The 15,071-nt window shown below is 69.8% G+C and carries 12 protein-coding genes; 10 read left to right on the top strand and 2 right to left on the bottom strand.

All coding sequences use genetic code 11. The features are described 5' to 3' along the window. The first annotated feature begins 155 nt into the window (after positions 1-155). From ACTWQA_RS24890 to ACTWQA_RS24845, 10 genes are all read left to right on the top strand, one after another. Positions 156-1,457 carry an ABC transporter substrate-binding protein gene (locus tag ACTWQA_RS24890; protein ID WP_443161495.1) on the top strand — a complete coding sequence of 434 codons (1,302 nt, stop codon included), beginning with the start codon at positions 156-158 and terminating at the stop codon, positions 1,455-1,457. Then, entirely contained in the window at positions 1,454-2,386 is a 933-nt protein-coding gene (locus ACTWQA_RS24885; protein WP_443161494.1) for a carbohydrate ABC transporter permease, read from the top strand. Before ACTWQA_RS24890 ends, ACTWQA_RS24885 begins: the two co-directional genes overlap by 4 nt. Beyond that, a complete protein-coding gene (locus tag ACTWQA_RS24880; RefSeq protein WP_327583663.1) occupies positions 2,383-3,210 on the top strand; it encodes a carbohydrate ABC transporter permease in 828 nt (275 codons plus the stop codon). The genes ACTWQA_RS24885 and ACTWQA_RS24880 overlap by 4 nt, the downstream gene beginning before the upstream one ends. Before the next feature lies 1 nt (position 3,211). Then, positions 3,212-5,803, top strand: a complete 2,592-nt coding sequence (locus tag ACTWQA_RS24875; RefSeq protein WP_443161493.1) for a family 78 glycoside hydrolase catalytic domain — start codon at positions 3,212-3,214, stop codon at positions 5,801-5,803. Further along, entirely contained in the window at positions 5,800-6,591 is a 792-nt protein-coding gene (locus tag ACTWQA_RS24870) for an alpha/beta hydrolase (RefSeq protein ID WP_443161492.1), read from the top strand. Before ACTWQA_RS24875 ends, ACTWQA_RS24870 begins: the two co-directional genes overlap by 4 nt. Positions 6,592-6,668: 77 nt before the next feature. After that, the gene (locus tag ACTWQA_RS24865; protein ID WP_443161491.1) at positions 6,669-6,887 is read left to right on the top strand and encodes a hypothetical protein; all 219 of its coding nucleotides are present in this window, start codon (positions 6,669-6,671) and stop codon (positions 6,885-6,887) included. A gap of 327 nt (positions 6,888-7,214) precedes the next feature. Beyond that, positions 7,215-8,258 carry a hypothetical protein gene (locus ACTWQA_RS24860; RefSeq protein WP_443161490.1) on the top strand — a complete coding sequence of 348 codons (1,044 nt, stop codon included), beginning with the start codon at positions 7,215-7,217 and terminating at the stop codon, positions 8,256-8,258. Between the two features lie 89 nt (positions 8,259-8,347). Further along, complete coding sequence (locus ACTWQA_RS24855; protein WP_443161489.1) at positions 8,348-9,094, top strand: hypothetical protein; 747 nt, start codon at positions 8,348-8,350, stop codon at positions 9,092-9,094. A 349-nt stretch (positions 9,095-9,443) separates the two neighbouring features. Next, the gene (locus ACTWQA_RS24850; protein ID WP_443161488.1) at positions 9,444-10,334 is read left to right on the top strand and encodes a cytochrome P450; all 891 of its coding nucleotides are present in this window, start codon (positions 9,444-9,446) and stop codon (positions 10,332-10,334) included. A 134-nt stretch (positions 10,335-10,468) separates the two neighbouring features. Further along, complete coding sequence (locus ACTWQA_RS24845; RefSeq protein WP_443161487.1) at positions 10,469-12,763, top strand: polysaccharide lyase 8 family protein; 2,295 nt, start codon at positions 10,469-10,471, stop codon at positions 12,761-12,763. Here the strand turns inward: ACTWQA_RS24845 and ACTWQA_RS24840 are convergent. Both ACTWQA_RS24840 and ACTWQA_RS24835 read right to left on the bottom strand, forming a co-directional pair. Further along, positions 12,753-13,952, bottom strand: a complete 1,200-nt coding sequence (locus tag ACTWQA_RS24840; RefSeq protein WP_443161486.1) for an aminoglycoside phosphotransferase family protein — start codon at positions 13,950-13,952, stop codon at positions 12,753-12,755. The genes ACTWQA_RS24845 and ACTWQA_RS24840 overlap by 11 nt on opposite strands. A 77-nt stretch (positions 13,953-14,029) precedes the next feature. Beyond that, positions 14,030-15,040 (bottom strand): LacI family DNA-binding transcriptional regulator, encoded by a 1,011-nt coding sequence (locus tag ACTWQA_RS24835; protein ID WP_443161485.1) that lies wholly within the window; start codon positions 15,038-15,040, stop codon positions 14,030-14,032. Between the last annotated feature and the right edge of the window lie 31 nt (positions 15,041-15,071).

Here is a 15,071-nt window from a genome sequence, read left to right as displayed (position 1 = left end):
AAACGTTACCTAAAAAATCGCGATATCAGCGAGCTGGCCTGGGAAAAGGATGGGAACCGTTACCCAAAGTGTCTCTTGACACTCCTCCACGTAACGCCTACGTTAACCGCATCGGGGAGTCGCTTAAAACGATTCAATAAACCCTGGAGGGGTGTGTGAAGACCTCCCACCGCACGCTTGCGACGGCCGTGGCCGTGCTCGCGATGGCGGCCCTGACCTCCTGCGGCTCCGGTTCGGAGCCCGCTGCTGACGGCACCGTCACCCTCTCCTTCATGACGGGCAGCGACCAGTCGACCGTGGACACGTCCAAGGCGCTGGCGAACGCGTTCATGAAGGCCAACCCCACCATCAAGATCGAGATGGAGAACCAGCCGGGCGGCAGCGAGGGCGACAACGTCGTCAAGACCCGCCTGTCCACCGGCGAGATGACCGACGTGTTCTGGTACAACTCCGGCTCGCTGCTACAGGCCCTCAACCCGGCCCAGACGCTCGTCGATCTCACCGGCGATCCCGTTCTGGCCAACGTCCAGCCGGACTACCTGCCGGTGGTGACGAACGAGAACAAGGTGTTCGGCGTCCCGGCCACCGCGCTGGCGGGCGGCGGCATCCTGTACAACCGCAAGGTCTACGACCAACTCGGTCTGCAGGTGCCCAAGACCTGGGACGAGTTCATGGCCAACAACGACAAGATCAAGGCGGCCGGGATCACTCCGGTGATCAGCACGTTCAAGGACACCTGGACGTCGCAGATCTTCGTGCTCGCTGACTATTACAACGTCCAGGCCGCGGCGCCGAGCTTCGCCCAGGACTACACCGGCGGCAAGGTCAAGTACGCCACCACCCCGGCCGCGCTCGGCGGGTTCCAGCACCTCGCCGACGTGCATGCCAAGGGGTACCTCAACAAGGGCTTCGGCTCGGCCACGCTCGACCAGGGCCTGAAGATGCTGGTCGAGGGCAAGGGCGCGCACTACGCGATGCTCAGCGCACTGCTGCCGCCCCTGCTGGCGACCTATCCGCAGACGGCGACCGACGTCGGCTTCTTCGGTGTCCCGGGCACCGACCCGGCCAAGCAGGGCGCCACGGTCTGGGAGCCGCCCGCCATCTACATCGCCAAGACCACCGAGCACCTGGACGCGGCCAAGAAGTTCCTGGCCTTCGTCGCCTCCCCTGCGGGCACCGAGGCCGTCACCGCGGCCGTGCGGCCGTCGGGGCCGTACCGCATCAAGGGATCCAAGCTGCCCGAGGACGCGCTCCAAGTGGCCAAGGACCTGCAGACCTACATCGACAAGAGCGCCACGTCACCGGCTCTGGAGTTCCTGTCGCCCATCAAGGGTCCGTCGCTGGAGCAGATCACCGTCGCTGTCGGCTCCGGGCTGACGCCGCCCGCCGAGGGTGCCGCGCAGTACGACAAGGACGTGGAGAAGCAGGCCAAGCAGCTGGGCCTGGCAGGGTGGTGACCAAGCACCAAGCCGGGCCCCGCACGGGGCCCGGCGCGCCGCCCGCACAGTGGCACGCCCGCCCGGTGGCCAGGCGAAAGTCGGCGTACCCCTATGCGCTGTACCTGCCGGCCGCCGTCGTCTACCTGGTGATCTTCCTGGTGCCGACGGCCATGGCCTTCTACTTCGCGCTCACTCGCTGGACGTTGTTCGACAGCACCTTCGTCGGACTGCAGAACTTCCGGGACTTCCTCGCGGAGCAGAACCTGCGCATCGGCTTCCAGAACACCATCGTCTACGCCGTGGTCACGAGCGGGCTGAAGGTCGTCCTCGGGCTGCTGCTGGGCGTGCTGCTCACCTCGCGGCTGCGGCTGCGCGGCTTCCTGCGCTCGGTGGTTTTCTTCCCCGTGCTGGTGAGCACGGTCGCGGTCGGCATCACCTTCAGCGCGCTGCTGCGACCGGACACCGGCCTGGTCAACAAGGCACTCGCGCTGGTCGGCGTCGACGGCCCGGACTGGCTGGGCGACACCGACTCCGCCCTGCTGTCGGTGGCGATGGTGGACGTGTGGAAGGGCGTCGGCCTGGCCACCGTCATCTACATCGCGGGGATCATGTCGATTCTCCGTGACTACTACCAGGCGGTCTCGGTCGACGGGGGCACCGCCTGGCACCGCTTCCGGCACGTCACGCTGCCGCTGAGCTGGCCGGCCACCTACTCGGTGATCATCCTCTCCTTCATCGGCGGGCTGCGCTCGTTCGACCTGATCTGGACGATGACCCGCGGCGGGCCCGGCTTCACCAGCGACACCATCGCCTCGATCATCTACAAGCAGTACCAGGCCGGCTTCTTCGGCCTGTCCACGGCCGGCAACGTGCTGCTGTTCCTCATGGTCACCGCCATCGTCGTCCCGCTGAACTACGTCCTCGGCAAGAGGCAGGTCGCCGCATGAGAGCTCTCAAGAAGCTCAGCGCCGAGACGGTCGCGCTGGTCCTGGCCACCGCGATCTTCCTGGTGCCCTTCTCCTTCATGCTGCTGACCGCGGTGAAGGATCAGGCGCAGTCCGCGGACCTGGACTTCGGGTGGCCGGGCGAGTGGCGGCTGGTGGAGAACCTCGTCGAGGTCGTCGAGGCGCGCGACTACGTGCTGCTGCGCGCCTTCGTCAACTCCACCGTCCTCACCGTCGCGTCGGTCGCGCTGATCGTGATCTTCGCGGCGATGGCCGCGTTCGTGCTGCAGCGGCGGGCCGGGAAGATCGGGTCGCTGGCCAACTTCCTGGTGCTGTCCGGGCTGATCATCCCGCCCGCGATCGTGCCCACGATCTGGCTGCTGCAAGGGCTCGGCCTGTTCAAGACCCTGCCCGGCCTGATCCTGGTCGAGGTCGCCTTCGGCCTGTCGTACGCGGTGCTGCTGTTCCGCGCCTTCATCGCGGCCATCCCGCATGAACTGGACGAGGCAGCCCAGATCGACGGCTGCACCGGGCTCGCCCTGTTCTTCCGGGTGATCTTCCCCCTGCTGCGGCCGGTCACCATCACGGTCATCCTGACCACGTCCGTGGCCGTCTTCAACGACTTCGTCAACCCGCTGTACTTCCTGCCCGGCGACGACAACGCCACCGTGCAGGTCACCCTCTACAACTTCCAGAGCCAGTACAGCACCCAGTGGAACCTGCTGTTCATGGACATCGTCCTGATCACGATCCCCCCGCTGCTGGCCTTCGTCTTCTTCAACCGCAAGATCGTCGCCGGCATGACGGCCGGCGCCATCAAGGGATGACATGACCTTCCTGAACGTCGAACCGGTCACCTTCGAACACCACCGCGAGCCCGTCGGCATCGGCGAGAGCGCCCCGCGCCTGTCTTGGATCATCCAGACCGACATCCCCGGCTGGCTGCAGCAGGCGTACGAGATCGAGCTCAGCGACGGTACCTCCACCGGCTTCGTCGACTCGGGGGAGTCGGTCCTCGTCCCGTGGCCGGGCGAACCACTGGGCTCGCGCGAGCGGCGCGGCGTGCGGGTGCGCGTGCACGGCGCCGACGGCTCGGCCAGCGAGTGGAGCCCCTGGTCATACGTGGAGGCGGGGCTGCTCGACCCGGCCGACTGGCAGGCGAGGGCGGCGGCGCCGCCGTGGGACCTGCTCGCCGATTCCGACGGCCCGGCGCCGCTGCTGCGCCGCGACTTCACCCTTCGCGGGCCGGTCGAGCGCGCTCGCCTGTACGTCACCGCGCACGGCACGTACGAGGCCGAGATCAACGGCCGGGTCGTCGGCGACGACGTGCTCGCCCCCGGGTGGACCAGCTATCACCACCGCCTGCGTTACCGTACCCACGATGTCACCGCCCTGCTGCGCGAGGGCCCCAACACGATCGGCGCCACCCTCGCCGACGGCTGGTACCGCGGCCGCATCGGCTTCGCCGGCGGCAGATCCGGCGTCTACGGCGACCGTCTCTCGTTGATCGCCCAGCTGGAGATCATCTACCTCGACGGCACGACGGACACGGTCGCCACCGACAGTGCCTGGCGCTGCGCACCGGGCCCGGTCACGGCCGCGAGCCTCTACGACGGCGAGACCCACGACGCCCGCCTGCTTCCCGACGGCTGGTCGGAGCCCGGCTTCGACGCCTCCACCTGGTTGCCCGCCGAGGTCCTCCACCACGATCCGGTCCTTCTGGTCGCCCCGACCGGGCCGCCCGTACGCCGTACCGAAGTCCTTCACCCGATCGGCGTCCTCACCGGCCCGAACGGCGAGACCATTCTCGACTTCGGGCAGAACATCGCCGGACGGCTGCGCATCCGCGTCCAGGGCCCGGCCGGGCACACCGTCTCGCTGCGTCATGCCGAAGTCCTGGACGATGGCGCCCTGGCACTACGACCGCTGCGCCATGCCGCCGCGCACGACCGCTACATCCTGCGCGGCGACGCCGAGCCCGAGACCTGGGAGCCGCGCTTCACGGTCCACGGCTTCCGCTACGCGCAGATCGACGGATGGCCAGGAGACCTCCGGCACGGCGACGTCGTGGCGGTCGTCTGCCATACCGACATGCGGCCTATCGGCGACTTCGACTGTTCCGATCCGCTGCTCAGCCGCCTGCACGACAACGTCCGCTGGAGCATGCGCGGCAACTACGTCGACCTGCCCACCGACTGCCCCCAGCGCGACGAGCGGCTCGGCTGGACCGGCGACATCCAGGTCTTCGCCCCCACAGCGTCCTTCCTGTACGACTGCGCCGGTCCGCTGAAGTCCTGGCTCGCCGACCTCTCCGCCGAACACCGCCGCCACGGCACCGTCCCCGTCTTCGTGCCCTGGATCGCGCTCGAGCCCGTCCCCGACGTGCTGCCGACAGCCGCGTGGGGCGACGCGGCGGTCGTCGTGCCCTGGACCCTCTACCAGCGCACCGGCGACCTCGAGCTGCTGCGCGAGCAGTACCCGAGTATGAGTGCCTGGGTGGACCAGATCGCCGGCCTGGCCGGCGAGAGCTTCCTGTGGGACACCGGGCCGCAGCTCGGCGACTGGCTCGACCCGACCGCTCCACCCGAACGGCCCTCCGAGGCGCAGACCGACCCGGCTCTGGTCGCCACCGCCTACCTGGTCCACTCGGCCGGGCTGGTCGCCGAGACGGCCGAACTGCTCGGCCGCACCGGCGACGCCGCCCGCTACCGAGAGCTGACCGAGCGGGTCCGGGCCGCCTTCGACACCGCGTACGCGACGTGCGACGGCAAGGTGAGCAGCGACTCCCAGACGGCCTACGCCCTCGCCCTGCGATTCGGGCTCCTCGACGGCGCAGAACGTCGCGCGCACGCGGGGGAGCGGCTGGTGGAGCTGGTGCGGGCGAACGGTCACCGCATCGGCACCGGCTTCGTCGGCACGCCGCTCATCTGCGACGTGCTCACCGACGCCGGGGCCGTCGAGGACGCCTACCGGCTGCTCCTGCAGACCGAGTGCCCGTCCTGGCTGTACGCGGTCACCATGGGCGCCACCACGATCTGGGAACGCTGGGACAGCATGCTGCCCGACGGCACGGTCAACCCGGGCGAGATGACCTCCTTCAACCACTACGCGTTCGGCGCCGTCGCCGACTGGATGCACCGCACCATCGCCGGCCTGGCCCCGGCGGCACCGGGTTACCGCCGGTTCGTCATCCGTCCTCGCCCCGGCGGCGGCCTCACCCACGCCGGCGCGAGTCTCGACACCCCGTACGGCAGGGCCGAGGTCAGCTGGAAACGAAACGGCGATCAGGTGACGCTCGTGGTGGTGTTGCCCGCGAACACCACCGCCGCCGTCCATCTGCCCACCGACCCGGACAACGCCATCGAGGTTGGGGCGGGACGCCATGTCTTCCAGTGCGTGCCAGGAAAGGCGGCTCTGTGATCAGGAATCACGACTTCCAGCACAACGGGCGGATTCTGCGCTCCACGCTGCACATTCCCGAGGAACGGGGCGCCATCGGTCTGCCGACGGTGGTGTTCGTCCATGGGTTCTCCAACAACCGGATGGAGAACCGCTCGTTCGTCCTGATGTCGCGGATGCTGGAGGCGGCCGGCATCGCATCGGTCCGGTTCGACCTGTCCGGGCACGGGGAGAGCGACGGCGACTTCTTCGACGTCACCATCACCGGCGAGATCGCCGAAACCCGGTCCGTCGTGCGGGCCGTGCGCTCCTTCGACTTCGTCGCTCCCGACCGCATCGGCCTGGTCGGGATGAGCATGGGCGGCGTCGTCGCCGGCATCGTGGCCGCCGAGGAGCCGGGTATCCGCGCCGTCTGCCTGTGGTCGCCGGCCGCTGTCGCCCCCTTCGAAGTGGGCGCCGGCCACCTCAAGGGCCGTGACATCGCGGCGGAGATCGGGGAGAAGGGCTACTTCGACGCCGACAGCCACCGGATGAGCCCGGCCATGGTCGACGACATCGCCAACCTCGACGTCTACGGCCGGTCCTGCGCGTATGCCGGGCCCGTGCGCATCATCCACGGCGACAAGGACGACATCGCCCCTGTCTCCTACGCCCGTCGCTACCTCGCTCACTACGGCGGCAACGCGGAGCTGGAAGTCGTCGACGGCGCCGACCACGGCTGGTCCACCGTGCCCCACCGCACCCGGCTGCATCAGTCCACCTTGCAGTTCCTCCGCGAGAATCTGAGCCCGCCGCATGATGGTCGATGAGCTCGTGGCCCATCTGAAGAGCGCACCGTGAGCGAGGAGTCCGGCACGCCGGCGTCCGCTGACGCCAGCCGCCCTGGGTGACGCGCTGCCGGGCCAAGTCCGCGGTCGTCAGCGCCGGTGTGGCGACCGACCCGCTGGCCTCCTCACAGGCGGCCGCCGCCGAGATCGCGACGTTCTGGCTGAGCGGCGGCGGCGCCAACCTGGCCGCCGCCACCCCGCCCTACTTCGACGGCGAGCTGGCGGCCGTCTACTCCGCCGCCAGCACACACTGGAGCGGAGCGGTCCTGCCCAGGTGACCGGGCCGCCGTGAACCGGATCAGCCACCGCCAGGCCCGCCCGGGTCCGGCGGTGCGCTGCCCCATCGGCCCCCGGCCTGGGCTACCTCCGCGACCTGGGACGAATCCACGGCGAGCACCTGGGACTGACCGGCGAGCGGCTGGACGACCTGGCCCTCGCCTCGCCCGGCGAAGGCATCGACCCCGGCGCTGAGGCTGATCCCTCAGCGCCTTCCCGGCATGCCTGTGCCTGTGGCGCGCCCGCCCGCCCCAGCTTTTACGGGGACTGATCCGCGGACGCCGATGGTGCGAATACCGGGAAACAGACCCGTACAGGAGGAGACTGGCATGGCCGCGACAGCGCGCTGCAAGATTCGCCGTCACATCCGCCTGGCCGTCATCGGCGCGGTCGTGTTCACGGCGCTCGCGGTGGGTACAGTCGGAGCTTCGGCGACGACTCCGATGGGGGCTTCAGCCGCGGGGCTGACCCGGCTCGGCGTCGGCAGCACCCTCAGCCTCATTCCCAGCGTCCGCCCTGGCGCCGGGCCGCGCTCCCCGATGCCCGGGTTCCTGCTGGACCGGGGTCGATACACGACGTTCGACCCGCCAGAGACCGGCGTGCGGCTCTTCCCCGCAGGCATCAACAACCGCGGCCAGATCACGGGCGAGTACCTCGGCCCCGGCAACGAGTCCGGTTTTCTGCGGGACAGGCGCGGCAAGGTCACCAAGGTCGACCTCTCCGGCGCCACGGCAACCGAGGTCGTCAAGATCAACGATCGTGGCGTGATCACGGGCGCCTACAGCCGGACCGTCCCGTTCCTCAGCGACCCCAACGGAATGGCGCACGGGTTCCTCCTCGACCGCGGCAAGGTCACCAGAATCGACGTCCCCGGCGCAGTGCAGACCGAGGCGGCCGGCATCAACGACCGCCGGCAGGTGGTGGGCGTCTTCACCGACGCCGGCGACACCTCCCACGGCTTCCTCTGGAACAAGGGGCGCTTCACCACCATCGACGTCCCCGGCGCCGCCTACACCGAGCCCATCGACGTCAACGACCGCGGCCAAATCGTCGGCATCTATGGCGAGGGCCCCGGCACGGGACCGATCCACGGCTTCCTCTGGGACAAGGGCCGATACACCACCATCGACGTCCCCGGCGTCCCGATCACCATCCCCTTCGGCATCAACGACCATGGCCAGATCGTGGGCAGCACCCTCACCGACGCCGCCACCCTGGCCGGAGCCCGCGGCTTCCTGCTGCGCAACGGCGTCGACGGCCCCGTCACTCCCATCAGCTTCCCGGGCGCGCCCAGGACCCTGGCGACCGGCATCAACGACCGCGGCCAAATCGTCGGCGCCTACGAGAACCCCAACACCGCGCCCAGTCCGTAACTCTCTGGGTGGAGGATCTACGCAGGCGAAAATGACCAGATGCCCTCCAGCGGCCTCCGATCGTGATCCGCTTGCGGCAAGATCGGCTCGTGAAGAAGACAACGATCACAGCCCTGGTGGCCTGCGGCTGCCTACTGGCGGCAGCCGCGCCCGCCCAGGCCGCTCCCAAGGATCCCGTACGCGCCCTCAAGAGCAAGCTCACCTCCGGGCACGGCGTGCGGTTCACCGAGACGACGACGCTCTCGGGCGACGACACGATCAAGATTCAGAGCCGCAAGGGGACGTTCCAGTTCAACGCCAAGGGCGTGGCGGCCTCCGACATCACCGCCACCCCCGTGGGCCGCCCCCGCGAGCGCACGATCAGCGTCGGCAAGGTCAGCTACACCTCGGGCGGCATGTGGGAAGACCGCTTACCGGAGGGCAAGTCCTGGTTCAAGAGCAACGGCCTGCTCGGCGGCGGCAGCGGCTTCTACGGGCAGGTCATCAACCCCGTCGAGCCGACGACCCTGGCGGCGCTGGTCAAGAAGGGCAAGCTGAGCGGGAGCACGCTCACAGGGAAGATCACCTTCAAGGAGCTGGAGAAGGCGTCGCGCTGGTTCGGGGCGTCGATCCCCCTGCGCATGCACAACGACACGAAGGTCTCCTACACGCTCACGCTGACCTCTGCCGGGTTGGTGAGCAGGGTGAAGTCGTCGTACGCGGCCACGGGCGTATTCGACACCAACGGGTTCGAAGGCAAGACGATCACGATCGACAGCCGCTTCACCGGGTGGGGCACCAAGGTGTCCATCAAGGCGCCGGACCCCGAGACGGTGACCACCGACGCTGGCGACTGACCGCTGCCGTCTCCACCGGGACCCTGCCTGTCCGAGCTCGGACCGGCACCAGCACCTGAACCGCCAGCCGGATGCGGCAGGCCCGCGGACGCGCGTCGCGGGCCTGCCGCCCTTGTATCGCCATGACGAGCGAGTAGGGCGGGTGGGACTTGAACCCGCTGCGGCCTGCGGCGGGCGTTCCCGGTGACGAACGGGACATCCGGCGGCGAACTCTGGACGTATCACACGCATGGGGCCCGACGTCAACGATGGAGCTGCGTGATGACCGTGGACGACCGCGGATCCCTATCCGATCCAGGACGAGCTGCGGCAGCGTTGCCCGATCGCGCACACCGAGCGGTTCGGCGGCGTGTGGCTGCCGACGCGCTATAAGGACGTGGCGGCCGTCGCGTACGACACCGAGCGTTTCTCCTCCCGGGCGATCATCGTCAGCAACAACAAGCCGCCACTCGACCTGGCCCCGGTAGGCGACGCCCCGCCCATCACGTCCGACCCGCCGTTCCACCGCGATGCCCGGCAATTGTTGCTGCCGATGTTCACCAAGGCAGCGGTGGCCGAGCAGGAAGAGGCGACGCGGGCGTACTGCCACGAGCTGATCGACGCGATGCGGGGGCGGGAGGTCGTGGACGCTGCCCGTGACTACGCCCAGCACATCCCGGTGCGGGTGATCGCCGACATGCTCGGCTTCGCGCCCGAGGACGGCCCGCGCTTCCGCGAGTTCGTCGGGAACGTCCTGGAGAGCATCAACCAGCCGGCCGAGGAACGGCTCGCACGCCAGGACGAATTGGCCGGTTACCTCGTCGCGCAGATCCACGAGCACGTGGCCAGGCCGCGCGACGATCTGACGACGTACCTCATCAACGCCGAACTCCATGGGCAGAAGCTGGACCCCATGCACGTGGTGGGCACGATGATGCTGCTCCTCATCGCCGGCGTCGACACGACGTGGAGCGCCATCGGGGCGTCCCTGTGGCACCTGGCCAAGACCCCGGCCGACCGCGAGCGCCTGGTGGCCGAGCCGGGGCTGCTGCCGACCGCGATCGAGGAGTTCCTGCGCGCCTACGCCCCGGTCACCATGGCTCGGCTGGTCAAGCAGGATATGCAGTGGAACGGCGTGGACATGGCCTCGGCGTCCACCGCTGCGTGGGCTCCCACCTGGCCCGTCTGGAGCTCCGGGTCGCTCTGGAGGTCTGGCTGGAGCGCATCCCCGCCTTCGACCTGGCGGACCCGGCGGCGGTGACGTGGGCGGCCGGCCAGGTACGCGGCCCCCGCGCCCTCCCTCTCCGCATCCTCTGACCGTCGAAGCCCGTTGAAGCTTGCCTGCCGACATATGATCCTTTGATCTGATATTTGCGCGATTGTCGGAAGGCCTCCATGATCCACCCCCTCAGTCGGCGGTCCGCCTTGCTGGGCGCCGCGGCCGTGGCCGGCCTCGCCCTGTGGGAAAGACCGGCCGAGGCGGTCGGCGCCGCCGCGTTCAACGCGGCGCGTGAGCGCTGGGTGAGCCTGCTGGCCGGCGGGTCGTACAACTCCGCCTACACCGACAAGACACAGGCGATCGAGGGCTCGGCCCATGCGGTGCTGCGCAAGCTGAAGCCCGCCCCCGACCGCCCGAGCCTGTGGCCCGACCTGCCGCTCGAGGACCCTGGGACGGGCAACTTCAACCGCGCCTACAACCGCATGCGCATACTGGCGCTGGGCTGGGCCACGCCGGGCACCGCCATGCACCGGGACGGGCAGGTCGCCGAGACCGCGGTCAGGGCGCTGGACTTCCTGTACGAGCACGCCTACCACGAGGGGCTCGACCGGCGGGGCAGCAACTGGTTCTGGTGGGAGATCGGCGTCCCCCGCGCGCTGACCGACACCTGCGCCCTGCTCTACGACGGCCTGCCCAAGGACCGCCTCGAGCGCTGGCTGCGACCGCTGCGCCGCTGGTGCCCCGACCCGGAGCGCCGCGTCAGCCATCCCGGCGTCGTCGAGACCGGCGCCAACCGGGCGGGCAAGGCCACGGCGGTGGCGATGCGCGGATTGCTCACCCACGACGCCCGCCTCATCAAGCGGGCCAGGGACGCGGTCTCCGACCTGCTGCGGCCGACCAGGGGGCCAGGTGACGGCTTCTACCGTGACGGGTCGTTCATCCAGCACGACGTGTTCCCCTACACCGGCAGCTACGGCGTGGACTACCTGGAGAGCGTGGCCAAGCTGATCGCCATGCTCTCCCGGTCACCGTGGGAGATCACCGGAATCGGGAACGTGTACGACATGGTGGATCGCTCGTTCGCGCCGTTCATCTTCGATGGGCTGATGATGGACTGCGTACGCGGCCGGCAGATCTCGGTGCAGGGCCATCGCGACTACCACTCGGGGCAGAAGGCGGTCGAGTCCATCCTCACCCTGCTGGAGACGGCGCCCGAGCGCCATGCCCGGCGCTGGCGGCCGCTGGTGAAGGGGTGGCTCACCCGCAACCAGGCCATCCCCTACGACACGCTCGCACCGCTGGCGAGCATCGCGAAGGCCACGGCCCTGCTGGAGGATCCGTCGGTGCCGGTCGGCCCGCGCACGACGGGCACGTACGTCTTCGCCGACATGGACCGGGTCGTGCACCGCCGCCCCACCTGGGCCTACGCGATCGCGATGAGCTCGGAGCGCATCGGCGCGGCCGAGGCCATGAACCGGGAGAACCTGCACGGCTGGTACACCGGCGACGGCATGACCTACCTCTATACCGGCGACCTCACCCACTGGAACGACGACCTGTGGCCCACGATCGACCCGTACCGGCTGCCGGGCACGACGGTCGACACGCGGCGACGCGCCGCTCTCCCGCACGGCAAGCGTCGCCTGCCACCGACCCCGTGGGCGGGCGGCGTGGCGCTCGACGGCGAGTACGGCGTGGCGGCCATGAAGCTGATCGCCGACGGCTCCTCGCTGCGGGCCAAGAAGGCGTGGTTCCTTCTCGATGACGCGGTGATCGCCCTCGGTACCGGCATCGCCGCCTCCGACGGCCGCCGCATCGAGACCATCGTGGAGAACCGCAACACCCACGACTGGCATCCGCCGCTGACCCGGGGCGACGGCTGGGTCCACCTGTCCGGCGTGGCCGGCTACGCGCTGCTCGACGACGCCGACGCGAAGGTGATCCGCAAGAAGCGCACCGGCCGCTGGCGGGACATCGACAAGGGTGCCACCACCGGAGGCGACAAGACCCCCGTCACCAGGCACTACACGACGATCCTCATCGACCACGGCGTCGATCCGGGCAAGGCACGCTATGCCTACGCCGTGCTGCCCGAAGCCTCCATCGCGCAGACCGCGGCTTACGGCGGGCGCATCGAGATCCTCGCCAACTCCAGAACGGTGCAGGCCATTTCCCGCGACAACCTGCTCGCCGCCGTCTTCTGGCGCGCGGGGACCGTCGAGACCGCGGATGGACCGCTCACCGCCGACGGCCCCTGCACGCTGCTCATCCGCCGCGACCACAAGCGGATACGGCTCGCGGTCGCCGACCCGTCCAGGAGCGCCGACGAGGTGAAGATCACGCTGCCCTGGCCGGTGAAGGCGGTCAAGGAAAACGACCGGAGCGTGCGCAAGGCCAAGAGGGCGGTCAAGGTGGAAGTCGGTGGCAGCCGCGGGCACGCCCACACCGCGGTGGTGCACGTCAGTCCATGATCACGGCGGAACGCAGGGCGGCGCGGATGCTGGTGGCCGGGTCGCCGAGGTGATAGATCCGCTCCGACGGTTCGATGCCGTCCAGGAACTCCTGGTAGCGGACGGCGTAGTCCAGGTGGGACAGCGGTTCGGCGATCGCCAGTGCTCGGGCCGGGTCGCAACCGGGTGCGTAGGCGGTCCAGGCCTCGATCCAGGCCTCGGCGGCGGCGGGTCGTTTGGCAGGGGGAAGCCAGTCGCAGGCCCGTATTCCGTCCAGCACCGGGTTGCCGACGTGCGCGTCGGCGAAGTCCACCACGGCCGGCGGACCGCCGTCGCTGCGCCAGTTTCCCGGGTGGAAGTCGCCGTGCACGACCGTGTCGGGCAGGCCGCACTCGGCCAGCAAGGGCCATCGTTCGACCAGCTCGTACGCACCCTCCAGCTCCTCTGCGGTCAGCTCGCGGGCCACGTCACCGGCGAGCAGCTCGCGGACCCGGTCGGCGACGACGGGTCCGCGCCGGTCCGGCAACCCGGGCGGGATCGCGCCCGCCAGGCCGGCCTGTGCGGCGGCCAGTCGCGTCACAGCGCTGTCGATGATCTCGACGGGGGCGTCCCAGCAGTCCTCGCCGGGAAGGTGCTCCAGCAGGACCCGCCGCGGTCCCGACGCCACGACCGTGGGAACCAGGCCGGGGTCCAGGGCCGCGAACGCGCCGATGACGGCGGCCTCGTCGGTGGCGAAGTGCGGCGTGGCCTTCAGCCATACGGGCCCTTGGGCGGTGGGCAGGAGGAACAGCCCGGCCAGATTCCAGGTCCTGCGTTGCCGGATCGGCCCGGTCAGCGGTCGCCCGGCCGTCCTCAGCGCGTCCGCCGCCCAGCTCAACAGCTCCCGCAGCCCGTCGATCCGCGCCCACGGCGCCCGCAGCCGCTCAGGCCTGTCCACCACCGCGTGGTCAGCGGGCAGCGGAGCCGTCAGCCGCCCGGAGGCGGGGCGCTCCAGCGCTTCGACGTGATAGGTCACATGACCACCGCGGCCGCCTTCGCCGCCGTCCACGTCCAGGAGGCGCAGCACCAGCACGTCCACGCCGAGCACCTGGCGCAGGTGCGCGACGACCGGCTCCACATCGGCCCACCACGGCACATCCACCGCGAACGGGCCGATGACACCGAGCCGATCGTCACCCGAGGTGATCCATGCGCTGACTGTCCTGTCCATCCGCTCAGTGTGATCGCTCCCCGCGACGCCCGCCACGGAATATCCGGCCGCGGTACGAGATCGCGGGATGAGGCTTCCTAGCCCGCCGTGCTCTCCCGGACGATCAGCCGGTGGGGCACCACGATCTCGGCGGGGGCGGCGGCGGTGCCGCTGATCGCTTCGAGGAGGATGTTCACCGCCCGGCGCGCGATTTCGCCCTTGTCGGGGGCGACCGTGGTCAGGCTGGGCGTGCTGTACTGGCCCTCCTCGATGTCGTCGATGCCGGCCACCGCCACGTCGTCGGGGATGCGCCGCCCCGCCCTGGTCAGCGCCCGCATCGCACCTAGGGCCAGCAGATCGTTGTAGCAGAAGACGGCGTCGGGCGGCTCGGGGAGTGCCAGCAGCGACTCCATGGCCTCGGCGCCGAGCCGCCGGTGGAAGTGCGGGGTGGACACGATCAGGCGTTCGTCCACTTCCAGGCCCGCCCGCGCCAGCGCCTGCCGGTAGCCGGCCGTGCGCAGCTGCGCGGTCTCGCCGGTCGCGTACGGCTGGTCGCCGATGGCGGCCACCCGGCGGCGGCCGAGGCCGAGCAGGTGGGTGGTGGCGTCCCGGGCCGCCGCCACGTTGTCGATGGCCACGTGGTGGAAGCTGCCGTTGAAGATGTGCTCGCCGAGCAGCACGATCGGGATCCGGTTGCCCCGGGACCGCAGCTCCTGCGCCGACACGGTCAGCGGGCTCAGCAGGAGCCCGTCGAACATGGTGGCCCGCGAGTCCCGGCCGAGCAGCTCGCGCTCGCGATCTCCGTCGCCGTCGGTCTGGTCGATCATCACCACGTAGCCGTGCGCACGAGCCGCGGTGATCACCTGCCGGGCCAGCTCGGCGAAGTACGGCACGTCCAGCTCGGGCACGACCAGGGCGATCATCCCGGTGCGCCCCTGTTTGAGATTGCGCGCGATCAGATTGGGGCGGTAGTCGAGCTCGTCCAGCGCCGCCTGGACCCGGCCCCGCAGCTCGTCGGAGACCGGCGCGTAGCCGTTGACCACGTTGGACACCGTGCGGATCGACACGTTCGCCCGCTTGGCGACGTCGCGCAGGGTTGCACCGGCCATGCGTCTCCTTTACGCCCGTTCCAAACCTCAC

This window comes from Nonomuraea sp. 10N515B (genome assembly GCF_052245915.1).
GTDB lineage: Bacteria > Actinomycetota > Actinomycetes > Streptosporangiales > Streptosporangiaceae > Nonomuraea.
Note: the sequence above shows the minus strand (reverse complement) of the source record. Positions and strands in the feature narration are given on the sequence as shown.